The sequence below is a fragment of the Enterococcus xiangfangensis genome, from assembly GCF_005405365.1.
GTDB lineage: Bacteria > Bacillota > Bacilli > Lactobacillales > Enterococcaceae > Enterococcus_A > Enterococcus_A xiangfangensis.
Map to the genome: position 1 here is coordinate 1 of NZ_BJDX01000001.1, position 15,859 is coordinate 15,859.

Genomic DNA, 15,859 nt, shown 5'->3' on the forward strand with positions numbered 1-15,859 from the left:
GGCTACCAATCACCGATAGAATATCGGAAATTAGCAGCCTAATAAATGCTTTTTTATTACTGTCTCAGTATTTTAGGTCAGTTCCTACAGTGATCCGAAGCTTTTTATCTTGTAATTACACATCATAACTTTAACTATTGAGCTTTTTTCTTGAAATAATCTCGAGTCGCCTGTTCATCTATTTCGAGTTGCCGAACCAATCCGTCAACTGATTCAAAGGCTACTTGTCCTCGCAACATATGATACCAGCGTACTTTCACTTTTTCTCCGTAGATTTCTTGATTGAAATCTAAAATATTGATTTCGACTGTCAACATCCGATTGGAGCCAAACGTATCATTATGTCCGATTGATCCCATCGCTTGATACCATTGATCACCGACTTTAAGCTGATTGACATAAACTCCTTCTTTCGGTAATTTCATGTCTTCTGGTACTTGAATATTAGCTGTCGGATAGCCTAAAGAACGACCGCGTGCTTCACCGTGGATCACTGTGCCGCTGATTTCATAAACATAACCTAGCAACTGATTGGCTTCTTCCAAACGACCTTCTGATAATAAACGGCGAATGCGTGAAGAACTGATTTTTTCAGTCTCATGCTCTTCCGTTTTTTTAGCAACAATAACTACCTCAAAACGATCTTTAGCATAATCAGGCAGCCGTTCAGCATCTGCAGATTGATCTTTTCCAAAATTATAATCGAATCCTGAAACCGCGACTTTTCCGTGCAGTCCTACAATGTATTGATCCACAAATTCTTGCGGATCTAACGCCGCAAAAGCGGAAGTAAAAGCCACTTCATATAAAATATCCACGCCTAAACTTGCCATGCGTTCTTCTTTTTGTCTCAAAGTTGAAAGATATTTGATTGGTTTGCTCTGAACTTGTTGGAACACGATTGCAGGATGCTGATTGAAAGTCATCACAGCTAATTTTAACTTTTTCTCTTCCGCAATTCTTTTGCCAGTATTGATTACTTCTTGATGTCCGCGATGGACACCATCAAAAAAACCTAAGACCAATACACAATCTCCTGCTGGAATTTCTTCTGGTTTATACGGATGACGCAACTTTACTATTTCCATCTGCTATACCTCGTTTCGAATCACTTTGCTTGGCTTTAAGAGCCAATCTTTTTCTGGATGCTGACCATATAGACTGACTAATTGGTCTTTATAGAAGAATGCGATCAATTTTCCCGGCATTTTTTTTAGACCAAAATCATTCATTGGCAAAACTTGTCCATTTTTAACTTTTTGCCAACTGACAGTTGTAAGATTGATCCGTGGAAAATCTTTCATCGCTTCTTCGATTGGTTGTAACGCTTGATCGATCTGATTTTTTTCCATTAATTCACTGACTTGTGCTAAAGTCACCGCTTGGCCGACTGAAAAACCACCGCTTGCTAAACGAGTTAGATCAGACATATGAGCTGGATACCCAAGTTTTGCTCCCAAATCGACGGCTAAAGTTCGAACATACGTCCCTTTTCCGCAAGTTACTTGAAACCGCCAGCTTTGTGTTTTAGTTTCTGCGTGGTAAATTGGATCAGTCGTTCGTTTAAAACTTTTGATGACTGCAATTCGTTCGGGGCGTTTAATCGTTTCACCCGCTCGCGCGTATTCATATAAGCGTTTCCCATTTACTTTTACCGCTGAATACATCGGTGGGATTTGTGTGATTTCTCCGATAAATGTGGCCATCATCTGATCAATTGCTTCTTTTGTCAAAGGGGTTTCTACCGCTTTAGTCTCTACAACTTCTCCGCTACGATCTTCCGTTGCAGTAGCAAAACCTATCGTAATTTCGCCTTCGTAAATTTTTCCGCCTTCTTGTAAATATTCGATCACTTTGGTTCCTTTTCCGATACAGATAGGCAAGACCCCATCGACATCCGGATCTAAGGTCCCACCATGTCCAACTTTTTTCGTTTGTAAAATCTTTCTTAATTTAAAGACACAGTCATGACTTGTCATACCGCGCTCTTTCCATAACGGCAAGATACCGTCCATTTTATTTCCTCATTTCGTCTTATAATTAACGTTCCCATTATAGCATAGCTGATCTGAGAATTGGCAAGATAGCTTTTGACTAGTTTTTTCTGTAGTCATCAGCTGTAAAAATCTAGATATAAAAAGAACCGTCAGTAATGACGGTTCAGCTATTCTGTTTCTTTGGTTCTTTTCTTTTGACGTTTAAGTACAAAGGAAAAACTTGGATCTGAAGATTGCCGCATTGTATACGACTCCAATTGATTCACTTGATGGCGATAATTATTTGCCGTAAAATTAGTGATTTCTGAATTTGCTTCGTATTGATCGATCAACTTTCTTTCTAAATAAAAGCCGCGGATCAATTCTTTAACATACAACGGATCTTGTTGAATCAAATGCGTTCCAAACAATCCATGTCCGCTGACTTGATTCATCAGATTCTTTCGTTCATCCACAAAAAAATCAATCAAATCTTCATCATAAACATCGCGTAGATTTTCTAAACTATCTAAGATCACTTCGCTATTACGGATAAATATTTTTCTAAGAGATGAGATATCACGATTATCAACGATCTCTTTTTGCTTTTTCTTCCGTTGCCAAAACATTTTTGGATGCAAGATGATCCGAATGATCCGACGCACAAAAATCAGCCAAAAACTAAGCAAAGACAGCATCTGCTTTGTTACCGATTCAGATACATTAGAAATGAAGCGTGAATATAATCGATACGCACTTGCATCGATTTGATGCCTTCTAAAGCTTTCGTCTAGGCCATCGCGTTCAACGGAAATGATCAACGCCTGAATTTCTTGAAATTCCTGTTGTGCACTTTCTGGCATCGAATTATTGAAGACTTGCTGGATTCGACCTTGATAATTCGCAATTACCGCAAGCAGTGCAAAACGTTCTTTTTCACTGAGTTTCTTATCATCTAAGTCCGCATAGAGTTCGCTAATTACTTCCCGCAATATCAACATCAATTTTGGATCTGTTGGCGGGATGACTTCTCCTTCAGACAAGATCGGTAGTAAAATCATTCCGATGATCAAAGTCAAAAAAGTTACGCAAGCGGTGATGAATAAGAGCAGTGAACGTTCAGGAAAGGCTAAGCCATGAATCGTTGTCGGTAAAATAAAAATCGTGGCGATACTGACCGTTCCTTTGACCCCACCAAAGGTCAGCAGCAGACGCTCTCTTAACTGTGAACGTGTCGTTTGCCAGCCTTGCGTTACGACATAAAAACCACTGACAAATAAAAAGCGTAAAACAAATAATAGAGCTGTCAATAACAAAACTATCCCTAAAAGATGCAGGTTTGAATAGCTCTGACTGTTCCACACAGGAGAAAAGACTTGTGATAGTTCGATACCCAAGAAAATAAAGACTAGAGCATTCAACATAAAACTGATCGTATCCCAAGTACTTTCTGTAACATTTGATAATTGTGCTTCAAATAGATTTACTCGCCGAAACCCAGTCGCCTGCAAAACGCCTGTAACTACCGCAGCAATGATCCCTGAAGCATGGAACAATTCCGCAATAAAATACGCTGTAAACGGCAAAATCAATTCAATCAGTAAATAGGCTGAAACATCTTGAGCAGAGATTCGCTCAATGATTTTTATGATTTCATTTTTAACCCAAATAATGACTAATCCAACCAAAACACCTACGATACTTGATTCCAACAAAGAGATTGATGCGTCCATTGCTGAAAATCGGCCCGTCAAAAGAGCCGCCACAGCAAACTGAAACGCCGTTACGCCGGTCGCATCATTGATTAATCCTTCGCCTTCTAAGACATGCATGACTGATTCTGGGATATTCAATCGTTTTGCCAAGGAGTTCACAGCTACAGCATCAGTAGGCCCTAATGAGGCGCCAAAAGCCAAACAAGCTGCTAACGGAATTATCGGTAAGATTTTATGCAAGACAAAACCCAAACCAAATAAGGTGAAAATAACGCCGCCAAAAGCTAATAACAAAATCAAGCCAAAATGTTTCAAGATCGAAGCAATATCTGCCGTCTCGCCTTCGCGAAACAATAAAGGCGCAATGATCATCACTAGAAACACTTCTGGCTCAAAATGGATTGAACTGCCAACTTCAGTAAAACCAATGATGATCCCGATAATAATCTGGATCATAAAAATCGGAAAAGACGGAAAAACTTTTGCTAAAACATTCGATAAGGTGATGGCGATGGCTACAATAATAATAATCTCAATTAAACCCATTCACTCACCTCGGGGAACAACTATCTTTTGCCTTCGATAATAATTTTAAGAATTCACGTTTCTTATTGATAATGCGGTCTTCTAGTTCCGCCAATTCTTTCGGGTCGTCATCTAATGAAAGCTGTGCCCGCTTAGTTTCCATGCGCAATAAATCATGTTTCATCCGTTCTAATTTACGAGACGTCAAAACATTGACCCTTTTTATCTTTTGTTTAACGACTTTGCGTTCTTCCGGGCTCAACTTTTCAAACTCTTGATGAAGAGCCTTCATCCGTTCTTCAAATTCTGTAGTCATTTTAGACTTTGCCTCCTTGAAAATATCCCAAAAAAGGATCATTTACAAACTGCCTACACTGTAACAGGATTTTTCTAATATTGCAAAAAGAACCTGAAAAAATTTTTCAGGTTCTAACGAATTTATTCTTTATTTAAATCTCGGATCAGCTGATCGATTTTAGAACCGTATTCAACTGATTCATCTAATTCAAAAAACAATTCAGGTGTCTTGTAGATCGATAATGCATGGCCTAGTTCACGTCGAACCAAACCACTTGCTTTATTCAATCCTTCTTGAGCTTTTTCCTTATCTGAAGCTTTATCAGATAATAAGCTGTAGTAAATCGTCGCTTGTTGCAAGTCGCCAGTAACATGGACATCCGTGATATTCACATTTTGGACCCGCGGATCACGAACCTTTTTTCGTAAAACGTCATTGACTTCTTTTAAAATTTCTTGAGCAAGACGACGATCGCGATAATTTGGCATAGCGATGGCCTCCTTAGAACTATTTTTGTTTGATTTCTTCCATAACAAAGCCTTCAATTACATCGTCGACTTTGATATCATTGAAGTTTTCGATCATAGCGCCACATTCGTAGCCCATTTTGACTTCTTTCACATCATCTTTGAAACGTTTCAAGCTAGCAAGTTTTCCTTCTAGAATAACGATGCCATCGCGGATGATCCGAACACCGCTATCACGTTGGATAGAACCTTCGTTGACATAACAACCAGCGATTGTTCCGACTTTAGAAACTTTATACGTTTCACGAACAGTCATTTGACCGGTGATTTTTTCTTCATACTCAGGATCAAGCATCCCTTTCATCGCTGTTTCGATTTCTTCGATTGCTTTATAGATGATGCGGTGTAGACGAATATCTACTTCTTCCGTCGCTGCTTGTTGTTTGGCTTGCGCTGTTGGTCGAACGTTGAATCCGATAATGATCGCATTACTTGCTGCTGCTAAAGTAACGTCACTTTCGTTGATTGCGCCAACAGCTGAATGGACGATCTTCACACGAACGCCTTCAACATCGATTTTTTTCAATGATGCTGATAACGCCTCGGCAGAACCTTGTACATCGGCTTTGATGATTACGTTGACTTCTTTTAATTCACCCTCTTTAAGGGATTCAAATAAGTTGTCTAGTGTCACACGAGCATTGGCACTGCGGTGCTCTAACACGGCACGTTTTGCACGTTCTTCACCTGCTGCACGAGCTGTTTTTTCATCATCGAAGATTGCGAAACGATCGCCGGCTTGAGGAACATCATTCAGTCCTGTGATCTCTACTGGTGTTGCAGGTCCAGCTGTTTTTTCACGACGACCAATGTCATTAGTCATAACACGTACACGACCATAAGTATTACCGACAACGATTGGATCGCCGACTTTCATTGTACCTTGTTGAACCAATAAGGTCGCAACCGGGCCTTTTCCTTTATCTAAACGAGCTTCAATAACTGTTCCGATACCGTGTTGGGTTGGATCAGATTTCAAATCTTCTACTTCAGCAACCAATAAAATCATTTCTAATAATTCATCGATATTTTGATTGAATTTCGCTGAAATTTCTACGAAGATCGTGTCGCCGCCCCATGCTTCAGGAATCAATTCATATTCGCTTAATTCTTGCATCACATGTTGTGGGTTGGCACCTGGCTTATCGATTTTGTTTACTGCTACGATAATCGGCACTTTTGCCGCTTTTGCATGGTTGATTGCTTCGATTGTTTGTGGCATTACACCATCATCAGCTGCTACGACTAGAATCGTAATGTCTGTGATACTTGCACCACGAGCCCGCATACTTGTGAAGGCCGCATGTCCTGGTGTATCCAAGAAAGTGATTGGTTTGCCGTCGATATCGATTTGGTATGCACCGATATGTTGAGTGATCCCACCGGCTTCTCCGCTAGTTACACGTGAATGACGTAAAGTATCTAGCAATGTCGTTTTACCATGGTCAACGTGTCCCATGATAGTTACTACTGGCGGACGTGATACTAAGTTTTCTTCATTGACATCAGCTGCGTCGAAGAAACGATCGATATCAGCGACATCGATTGTCACTTTCTCTTGTGATTCGATCCCGTAGTCTGTTGCTAGTAATTCGATCGTATCTTTATCTAATGGTTGGTTTTGGTTGACCATAACGCCCATCATAAATAATTTTTTGATGATTTCAGCTGGTTCGCGATGGATTTTCTTCGCGATATCTGCCACATTCATGCCTTCTGTATACTCTAATACTTCTGGCAATTCACGGAATTTACGTGGTGGTACTGCTGGTTTTTGGCTTTGTTGCTGTCTGCCTTTTTTCCCTTTTTTGTTAAATCTATTTTTATTGCGATTTTGGTTGCCGCCAAAACTATTGTTACGGTTTTGATTGCCTCCTTGGTTTGAACGCTGCCCTTGATTTCCACTTTGCGCTGGACGTTGTCCTTGGTTTTGACGCTGCGCATTATTTGTTCCGCTTTGTGCAGGGCGTTGTCCTTGGTTTTGACGCTGCGCATTATTTGTTCCACTTTGTGCGGGGCGTTGTCCTTGGTTTTGGCGCTGTGCATTATTTGTTCCACTTTGCGCTGGACGTTGTCCTTGGTTTTGACGCTGCGCATTATTTGTTCCACTTTGTGCTGGACGTTGTCCTTGGTTTTGACGCTGCGCATTATTTGTTCCACTTTGTGCTGGACGTTGTCCTTGGTTTTGGCGCTGCGCATTATTTGTTCCATTTTGCGCTGGGCGTTGTTGTGTGTTACTTGTATTGCTTTGTGTTGGGCGTTGCCCTTGATTTGAACGGTTTGCGTTCGCTGAGTTGTTTGGTTTATTAGTTTGTGTCAAGTCTTTATTTCCTTTTCTATTCTGGAAATTTGGGTTGTTCTTCGAGCTCTTTCCATGGAATTTTAATTTTTCGTGCTGGTTAGCTGATGGTTTTGCTTGAGTAGTTTGTTGCGGCTTGCTAGAAAAAGCTTGTTTCAATTTTGATTCATCATCTCCAGATAATGTACCCATATGGTTTTTAACATCCATACCTAAAGATTGTGCTTTTTCTACGACATCCTTATTTGATTGATTCACTTCTTTGGCAAATTCGTATACTCTCTTTTTTCCCATGCAATCACCTTCCTAACCTGTTATTAACGTCATAATTTTGTTGGCGAATCCTTGATCTAAAACTCCGATAACTTTTCGAGGTTTTCCGATTGCGCCTAAAATCTCTCCTTGAGTAAATTCGATAAAACATGCCGTTTGGTAATACTTACTTTTATCTGATAGCTTTTTTTGAGTGTTATCACTCGCATCAGCAGTGACGATTACAAGTTTCACTTTATTTTTACGAATCTCATTGATCGTCATTTCTTCCCCTGTGATCAGTTTGCCTGCACGCATCGCAAGGCCTAACATGTTCAAGGCCTTCTGTTTATTCATTGCCGAAGAGCTCTTTTCTGGCTTTTTGGTGCTTCACATAATCAAGTAGTTCTTGATAAAATTCATCGCTCAAATCTGTTCCCAGTGTGCGGTCTAAGACACGTTTTTTCCATGCCTCTTCAACTTCAGCCGGCTCCAATACAACATAGGCGCCGCGACCTGGTTTCTTACCTGAAGGATCGATCGAAACATCGCCTTCTTTTGATTTGGCAATGCGGATCAAATCTTTTTTAGGGAACATTTCACCGGAAACAACCGATTTACGCAAAGGAACTTTTCTTTTTTTCATTTGCTGTCCTCCCATTAATTTATTCTTCCGTTTGATCAGAAGCGCTGTTTTCTTCAGTCAAATCTGGAGTTGCTTCTTCCATTTCTTCAGTTGCAACGGGCTCAATTTCTTCAACTTCTGATTCTTCATAGTTTTCGTAAAATTCTTCCATGTCAGATTCAGACTTGATATCAATTTTGTGTGCAGTCAATTTGGCAGCAAGCCGCGCATTTTGTCCGCGTTTTCCGATAGCAAGTGATAGTTGATAATCTGGAACTACGACCGTACAAACTTTTGGATTGTTGATATCAAAGATTACATCTTCAACTTGAGCCGGATTTAATGAGTTTGCAATAAATACTGCAGGATCTTCATTCCACTCAACAATATCCATATTTTCGCCTTTTAGTTCATTGACGATTGCTTGAACACGTTGGCCTTTAGGACCTACACAAGTTCCCACTGGATCGATGTTAGGATCCGTTGAACGAACTGCTACTTTCGCACGATCTCCAGCTTCACGAGCGATGCTGACAATCTCCACGATGCCATCATAGACTTCAGGAATCTCTTGTTCAAATAAGCGGCGCAATAAATCTGGATGACTACGGCTTACAAAAACTTGTGGTCCTTTTGAAGTATTTTCTACCCGAGAAACATAGACTTTGATTCGATCATGAGGTTTGTAATGTTCATTTGGTATTTGATCTTGTTTTGAAAGAACCGCTTCAATCTTCCCTAAATTAACATAGATATAGCGATTGTCTTGGCGTTCTACTACACCTTGCATAATATCGTTTTCGTAGGCGCTGTATTCGTTATAGATAATGCTGCGTTCAGCTTCGCGTACCCGTTGTAAAATAACTTGCTTTGCTGTTTGAGCTGCAATTCGACCAAAATCCTTTGGAGTCACTTCAAAACGGATCGTATCCCCGATTTCATAGGCAGGATTGATTGCCATCGCATCTTTCAATGAAACTTCTAATTGTGAGTCCATAACTTCTTCTGTTACTTCCTTCACCGCATATACATGGATGTCGCCTTTTTTCTCGTTGAATTCAACTTCAACGTTTTGTGATTGACCATAATGACGTTTGTAGGCAGAAACTAAAGCCGCCTCCAACGCTTCGATCACGATTTCTTTCGAAACACCTTTTTCTGCTTCTAGAGTATCCAAAGCATTTAGCATTTCTTTACTCATCTTAACTTTCCTCCTAGTTCATATTAACGAATCTATTTTTCAAAGAAAAATAGGTTTGATTGCTAATTAAAATTCGATCGCAAAACGAGCCTTCGCGATATTCTTGCGCTCAAAGATCATCTCTTTGGTGCGTGTCTTGATTTTTACTGTCAATGTTAAGGTCTCATCAGTAACTTCCTTTAAGAAGCCCTGATATTGTTTTTCGCCATCAATATTTTGATACAGTGAGATATTGATGTATTGTCCAATTGCTTTATGGTAATCTTCTTCTTTTTTCAATGGACGTTCGGCCCCTGGTGAAGAAACCTCAAGGAAATATTCTTGCGGAATTGGATCTGGATCAACTAAATCCAGTTTCTCGCTAAGTTTTTCACTGACAAAGGCGCATTCTTCAATATCGATACCGCCTTCTTTATCGATAAATACTCTTAAAAACCAACTTTTTCCTTCTTTGACGAATTCCACTTCAACTAACTCAAAATTCTGCTCATCCAAAATGGGAGTTACTAAGTCAGTCACTGTTTCGACTACACTGCTCAAACTGCCAGCCTCCTTTAATCCATTAAAAAGAGTGAGCGAAAAATCCGCTCACTCACCATCAATCTATGATTACTTTGTTATAGTAGCACAATTTCATTGAAAATTCAACCTCAGCATTTTCATGATGAGAATTTCTTTCATTTTAACCCAGAAATTATCCTTTTCTTTACATATCGAAGAGTGAAAGTTGGTTTTCATCCGGTAGGTCTTTCAAGACACCATGGGTATCCATGTACTCGATTAATGTCTTTGATACTTTACCGCGAGAAGCCAAATCTTCTTTTGATAAGAAAATCCCGTCTTTACGTGCTTCTACGATTTGGTTGGCTACGTTCAGACCCAGTCCAGGCACCGCACGAAATGGTGCAATCAGCGTATCACCATCGATTACAAAGTCATGCGCATCGGATTTATACAGATCGATCATTCCAAAATGGAAATCGCGTTCCAGCATTTCATTGCACAATTCCAAGACGGTCAACTGATTTTTCTCTTTCGTTGAAGCGTCCATTCCTTTATCTGTGATAGCTTTCATTGCCGCTTTTACCGCGTCTTTGCCTTTTGCCATCGCCACTAAATCAAAATCGTCTGCACGCACTGAAAAATAGGCACAATAATACAGGATGGGGAAATAAACTTTAAAATAAGCGACCCGCAATGCCATCAACACATACGCTGCCGCATGGGCTTTAGGAAACATATACTTGATCTTCGAACATGAATCAATATACCAGTCAGGCACATTATTTTCTTTCATCGCCGTTAAATAGGTTTCACGTAATTCAGCATCAATTTTATTCCACTGACCTTTACGAACAGTCTCCATAATTTTGAAGGCCATTCCACTGTCAAGGCCTGCATGGATCAAATAAACCATGATGTCATCCCGACAACCAATCACTTGCGCTAAGTTTGCTTCTCCGCGGCTGATTAATTCTTCCGCATTGCCCAGCCAAACATCTGTCCCATGAGACAAACCGGAAATCTGCAACAATTCAGCAAACGTTGTTGGACTGGTTTCTTCTAACATTCCACGAACAAATCGCGTTCCAAACTCAGGAATCCCTAATGTTCCTGTTTTAGAATAAATCTGATCTGGCTCAACCCCTAAAATTTGCGGACCTGAAAAGATTTTCATCACTTCAGGATCATCTGTCGGGATTGTTTTTGGATCGATTCCTGATAATTCTTGCAGCATCCGAATCACGGTTGGATCATCGTGACCTAGTATATCAAGTTTCAATACATTATCATGAATCGAATGGAAATCAAAGTGCGTTGTCTTCCATTCTGAATTTCGGTCATCTGCTGGAAACTGGATCGGTGTAAAATCATAAACATCCATATAATCAGGAATAACGATTATCCCTCCTGGATGTTGTCCAGTCGTTCGCTTAACTCCAGTTGCTCCTTTAGCTAATCGATCTACCTCGGCATTGCGAAAATGTAAATTATGGTCGCGTTCATATCCCTTAACAAATCCATACGCTGTTTTATCAGCAACCGTACCAATCGTCCCGGCACGATACACATATTCCTCACCAAATAATACTTTTGTATAGTTGTGAGCTTCTGATTGATAATCCCCCGAAAAGTTTAAATCGATATCGGGAACTTTATCTCCGTGGAAGCCTAAGAATGTTTCAAAGGGAATGTCGTGCCCATCTTTGTATAGTCGTGCACCGCATTTAGGACAGTTTTTTTCTGGCATATCAAAACCAGACCCGTAAGAACCATCTTCAAAAAACTCTGAATACTGACACTCAGGACAATAATAATGTGGCGGCAGTGGATTTACTTCGGTGATCCCGGTCATCGTGGCAACAAAACTTGATCCTACCGATCCACGCGAGCCAACTAAATAGCCATCCGCATTACTTTTGTGTACTAATTTTTGAGCGATTAAATAGATCACGGAAAACCCATTTCCGATAATCGAGGTCAATTCTTTTTCTAACCGTTTCTCGATAATGTCAGGTAGCGGGTCTCCATACAATTCCCGCGCTCGATCATAACTTAATTTTTTGATTTCTTCTTCTGAACCAGGAATTTTAGGTGTGTACAGAGCATCTTTAACTGGGATGATCTCTTCACAGCTGTCAACAATCGTATTCGGTCCATCGACAACGATTTCTTTTGCTAATTCAGGTCCCAAAAAACTGAAAGCTTGCAGCATTTCATCTGTTGTCCGGAAATGAACATCTGGCAAACTGTGACGATTCAACGGATTGGCACCGCCCATTGAGCTGATCAAAATTTTTCGATAGATCGCGTCTTCTTTATTTAAATAGTGTACGTTCCCTGTTGCGACAACGGTTTTGTTTAATTCTTTTCCGATCTGAATCAAATTCCGCAAAATATCTTCCAAATCAGCTTCACTTTTCACCAACTCTTGTTCGATCAGCGGTGCGTAAACAGCCTTTGGCATTACTTCAATGTAATCATAAAATGCTGCTCGAGTTTTCGCTTCTTCCACACCTTTTTGCATCATCGCTTCAAAGATCTCACCTTGTGAACAAGCCGAGCCTATTAAAAGATTCTCTCGCATTTTGCTTAATTGTGAACGAGGGATTCGTGGTACCCGTTCAAAATACTCCACATTAGACATTGAGATCAGTTTGAATAGATCTTTTAAACCATCTTGATTTTTCGCCAAAATCGTTGCATGGAATGGTCGTGCCCGTTTATAGGAGTCCCCCTCACCTACATGATCATTCAGTTGATCATGATAATTCATCTCATGCTTTTCGATTGCTTCTTTCACGAAGATCCATGCCAAGTGACCGGTAGCTTCCGCATCATAAACTGCTCGGTGATGCTGCTCCAAATTGACCCCGAATTTTTTTGTCAAAACGCCTAAACCAAAACGTTTAAATTCAGGATACAAAAACCGTGCCATTTCCAACGTATCGATAACTGGATTCGCTGTTTCAGCCATATCGTGTCGAACGTAAGTAGTATTGATAAAACCAATATCAAATGTCGCATTATGGGCAACGAGAATCGCGCCTTCACAAAATTGTTCAAACAATTCCATAACTTCTTTTTCTGGTTTGGAACCGCGAACCATTTCATCCGTGATCCCCGTTAAATTAATCGTCGTTTCTGACAATGGATGCCCAGGATCAATAAATTCTTCAAATGTTTCGACTACATTTCCTTTGTGCATTTTGACCGCGGCAAGTTCAATAATTGTATCGTAAACCGCTGACAAACCAGTAGTTTCCACGTCAAAGACTACATAAGTAGCGTCAGTCAACGATTGGTGTGCGTCGTTGTAGGCGATTGGTACGCCATCAGAGACAACATTCGCTTCAACACCGTACAAAATTTTCACGCCGGCCTTTTTTCCTGCCGCATGGGCTTCTGGAAAAGATTGTGCACCGCCATGATCCGTGATCGCAATGGCTTTATGACCCCATTTTCCTGCTTGAGCAACCAATTCACTTGCACTGTTGATTGCATCCATCGTACTCATATTAGTATGCAAATGTAATTCCGAACGTTTCTCAGTTGCGGTATCTTGGCGTTGTGGGTGTTTAACTTCTTGGATATCTTGTGCGTTCATGACTAGATCCCGCATGAATGTGTCTTCTTGGACACTTCCTCGCACACGAATCCAGCTATTATTCGCAATCGCATCAAAAATCGCTTCATCTTTTTCTCCATTAGAGAATTTTTTCACTACAAATGATGACGTATAATCCGTCATTTTTAAGATTAAGATTTTCCGTTTTGAACGCAGCTCACGGACTTCCTTATCAAAAATGAAGCCTTCGATAGTGATTCGGCGTTCTTCTTCAATAATATTCCCCATTGGTGTAATGGATTCATCTGCCGGGATATTCCGTCCCATTTGAATGGGTCCATCAAACTGAGCGGCACTTTCTTTCTTCTCTTTTTTCTTCGATTCGTATTGCGCCAAACTAGCAGCCGCTTGTTCCTGCATTACTTGTGCTTGCTCTTTTTTTCGGACTTCGAATTCTTGTAATTTTTTATCTGCTTGCTCTTTGTCTACTTCCGGATCGATTCGCAAATGCGGAAACCCATAGGAAACTAAGTTCTCTTCGATCAGCGGTAAATATTGCTGTTTCAAAAATGGGATAACAGTATCATTGTCGATTAACAAAACAATCCGCTTATCTTGGATCAATGGCAATGTTTGACTTAAAACTTGCTTAACAAGTGGCGTATCACAATCTTGCTCACTCAATGCCAGTTGCCAATAACTTTGCAAAAGCGCTTCTTCGAAATGATTGTCTGCTGGTACAATATGTAATTTTACTTTTGCGATCGATTGAAAAGCCAATTGTAATTTTTGATGGAATGTATAAAACAATTTAGCTGGCCAAATTTGTGGTGTTTGGATAAAAAATTCCCACATACGAGATTTCTCATGAACAACAACTTCTTGGATTGCTGACGCTTGGATTTCTGCAAGTTGCTGCTCAGCTTCAGCTAATTCAATTTGTCGTAATAAATTTTCAAACAGTTCACGATTTTTAGACAAAATGACATCTCCTTCACTTTTTCAAGTATGATCCAGTATACCTGTTTTTATTTATGATTGCATTAGAAAAAGGATCGAAAAATTTCGATCCTTTCATTTAAAAGAAGAAACGCTGGATATCGTTCCAAGTCACTAAAATCATCAAAAGCATAATAAAACCAAAGCCGACCATCGTGATCAACCCTTCTTTATCTGGATCAAGCGGTTTCCCACGAATTCCTTCGATCAGATTCAATAAGATTTTGCCGCCATCAAATGCCGGAACGGGCAATAGATTGACAATCCCTAAGTTGACTGATAGCACTGCCATCAAATAGATTACGTTTTTGAATCCGGCACGTGAAGCTTCCGCAGACATTTGATACATCATCACAGGACCGCCTAGTTTATCCAAACTAAATCCGCTAAACAATGACCCCAAAGCACTAAAAATATTTTTAGTCAGTTCCCATGACTGAGTCAATCCGCCGACAACTTTATCTAGAAAACCAGTTTTGAGATACGGTGTCACTCCGATTTGACCAACTTTTTGACCATTACTCTTCACACTTTTCGGTGTCAGTTGGACCGTTTTTTGTTTGCCATTTTGTTCGATTGTGACACTCAACTTTTCTCCTGGTTTTTTCGTAACATTACTTGTTAGATCATCCCATGAAGAAATTTTTTCTCCGTCAACAGCAATGATCGTGTCATGATCTTTCAGTCCAGCTGCCGCCGCTGGACTACCAGCTTGGACTGTACCGATCTGATTTGTCTGGAAATCGGCCACACCGCCTTGCAAGAATGCTAAAGCGATGAACAATACGATTGTCAAAATAAAATTATTCATTGGTCCGGCAAAATTTGTCATGATTCGCGCACCTAGTTTTGCTGATTGAAATTGAACATCTCGCGGCGCGATCCGAACTTCAGTCCCGCTTTCTTCAATGACTGTTGCATCATGCTGAACTTTATAGATCGTCTCTTGGCTCTCATCGCCATTTACATACCCTTTGATCGTCAAGTCATCCACTAAGTCTGCTGAAATTAATTCCATTGGAATACTATTAGGCAATTGGACTTTTTTGCTGACATTGATTCGACGTACTTCATTTTCAGCAGTCAATTCAACAGACAATGGCATTCCTGGACTCAATTCGGTCTCTTCGTCTTCTAAACCAGCCATTCGGACATATCCACCGATTGGCAGCAAGCGCAATGTATAAGTAGTACCATCTTTGCCCATGTGAGCAATTAGTTTTGGTCCCATACCGATTGAAAATTCTCGAACCAAAATTCCTGAACGTTTCGCAAAGAAAAAGTGACCAAACTCATGAACGATCACAAGAACACCAAAAACGATCAAAAATGTAATAATCGTACGCATAATTTTCCTACCTTCATTCATTTAT

General features: G+C 40.2%; 12 protein-coding genes. All 12 read right to left on the reverse strand.

Features of this window, described 5'->3' with window-relative positions; translation table 11 throughout:
• Positions 1 to 134: 134 nt before the first annotated feature.
• The 12 genes from ribF to rseP all read right to left on the reverse strand — a co-directional run bounded on the left by ribF (position 135) and on the right by rseP (position 15,834).
• Entirely contained in the window at positions 135 to 1,088 is a 954-nt protein-coding gene (gene ribF / locus FFM68_RS00005; protein ID WP_137617409.1) for a riboflavin biosynthesis protein RibF, read from the reverse strand.
• Positions 1,089 to 1,091: 3 nt separating this feature from the next.
• Positions 1,092 to 2,015: a tRNA pseudouridine(55) synthase TruB gene (gene truB, locus FFM68_RS00010; RefSeq protein WP_137617410.1), complete on the reverse strand. Its 924-nt coding sequence runs from the start codon at positions 2,013 to 2,015 to the stop codon at positions 1,092 to 1,094.
• A 149-nt stretch (positions 2,016 to 2,164) separates the two neighbouring features.
• Complete coding sequence (locus FFM68_RS00015) at positions 2,165 to 4,237, reverse strand: cation:proton antiporter (protein ID WP_137617411.1); 2,073 nt, start codon at positions 4,235 to 4,237, stop codon at positions 2,165 to 2,167.
• 4 nt (positions 4,238 to 4,241) lie between these two features.
• Positions 4,242 to 4,532 carry a hypothetical protein gene (locus FFM68_RS00020; RefSeq protein ID WP_137617412.1) on the reverse strand — a complete coding sequence of 97 codons (291 nt, stop codon included), beginning with the start codon at positions 4,530 to 4,532 and terminating at the stop codon, positions 4,242 to 4,244.
• A gap of 122 nt (positions 4,533 to 4,654) precedes the next feature.
• Complete coding sequence (gene rbfA, locus FFM68_RS00025) at positions 4,655 to 5,002, reverse strand: 30S ribosome-binding factor RbfA (RefSeq protein ID WP_137609323.1); 348 nt, start codon at positions 5,000 to 5,002, stop codon at positions 4,655 to 4,657.
• A gap of 19 nt (positions 5,003 to 5,021) precedes the next feature.
• Entirely contained in the window at positions 5,022 to 7,634 is a 2,613-nt protein-coding gene (gene infB, locus FFM68_RS00030) for a translation initiation factor IF-2 (protein ID WP_137617413.1), read from the reverse strand.
• Between the two features lie 12 nt (positions 7,635 to 7,646).
• Complete coding sequence (locus FFM68_RS00035; RefSeq protein ID WP_174784485.1) at positions 7,647 to 7,949, reverse strand: L7Ae/L30e/S12e/Gadd45 family ribosomal protein; 303 nt, start codon at positions 7,947 to 7,949, stop codon at positions 7,647 to 7,649.
• Positions 7,942 to 8,238, reverse strand: a complete 297-nt coding sequence (rnpM, locus tag FFM68_RS00040) for an RNase P modulator RnpM (protein ID WP_137617414.1) — start codon at positions 8,236 to 8,238, stop codon at positions 7,942 to 7,944. The genes FFM68_RS00035 and rnpM overlap by 8 nt, the downstream gene beginning before the upstream one ends.
• A gap of 19 nt (positions 8,239 to 8,257) precedes the next feature.
• The gene (nusA, locus tag FFM68_RS00045) at positions 8,258 to 9,418 is read right to left on the reverse strand and encodes a transcription termination factor NusA (RefSeq protein ID WP_137617415.1); all 1,161 of its coding nucleotides are present in this window, start codon (positions 9,416 to 9,418) and stop codon (positions 8,258 to 8,260) included.
• Between the two features lie 66 nt (positions 9,419 to 9,484).
• Entirely contained in the window at positions 9,485 to 9,958 is a 474-nt protein-coding gene (rimP, locus tag FFM68_RS00050) for a ribosome maturation factor RimP (protein WP_137617416.1), read from the reverse strand.
• A gap of 166 nt (positions 9,959 to 10,124) precedes the next feature.
• Positions 10,125 to 14,468 (reverse strand): PolC-type DNA polymerase III, encoded by a 4,344-nt coding sequence (locus FFM68_RS00055; RefSeq protein ID WP_167483422.1) that lies wholly within the window; start codon positions 14,466 to 14,468, stop codon positions 10,125 to 10,127.
• 97 nt (positions 14,469 to 14,565) lie between these two features.
• A complete protein-coding gene (rseP, locus tag FFM68_RS00060; RefSeq protein ID WP_137617418.1) occupies positions 14,566 to 15,834 on the reverse strand; it encodes an RIP metalloprotease RseP in 1,269 nt (422 codons plus the stop codon).
• Between the last annotated feature and the right edge of the window lie 25 nt (positions 15,835 to 15,859).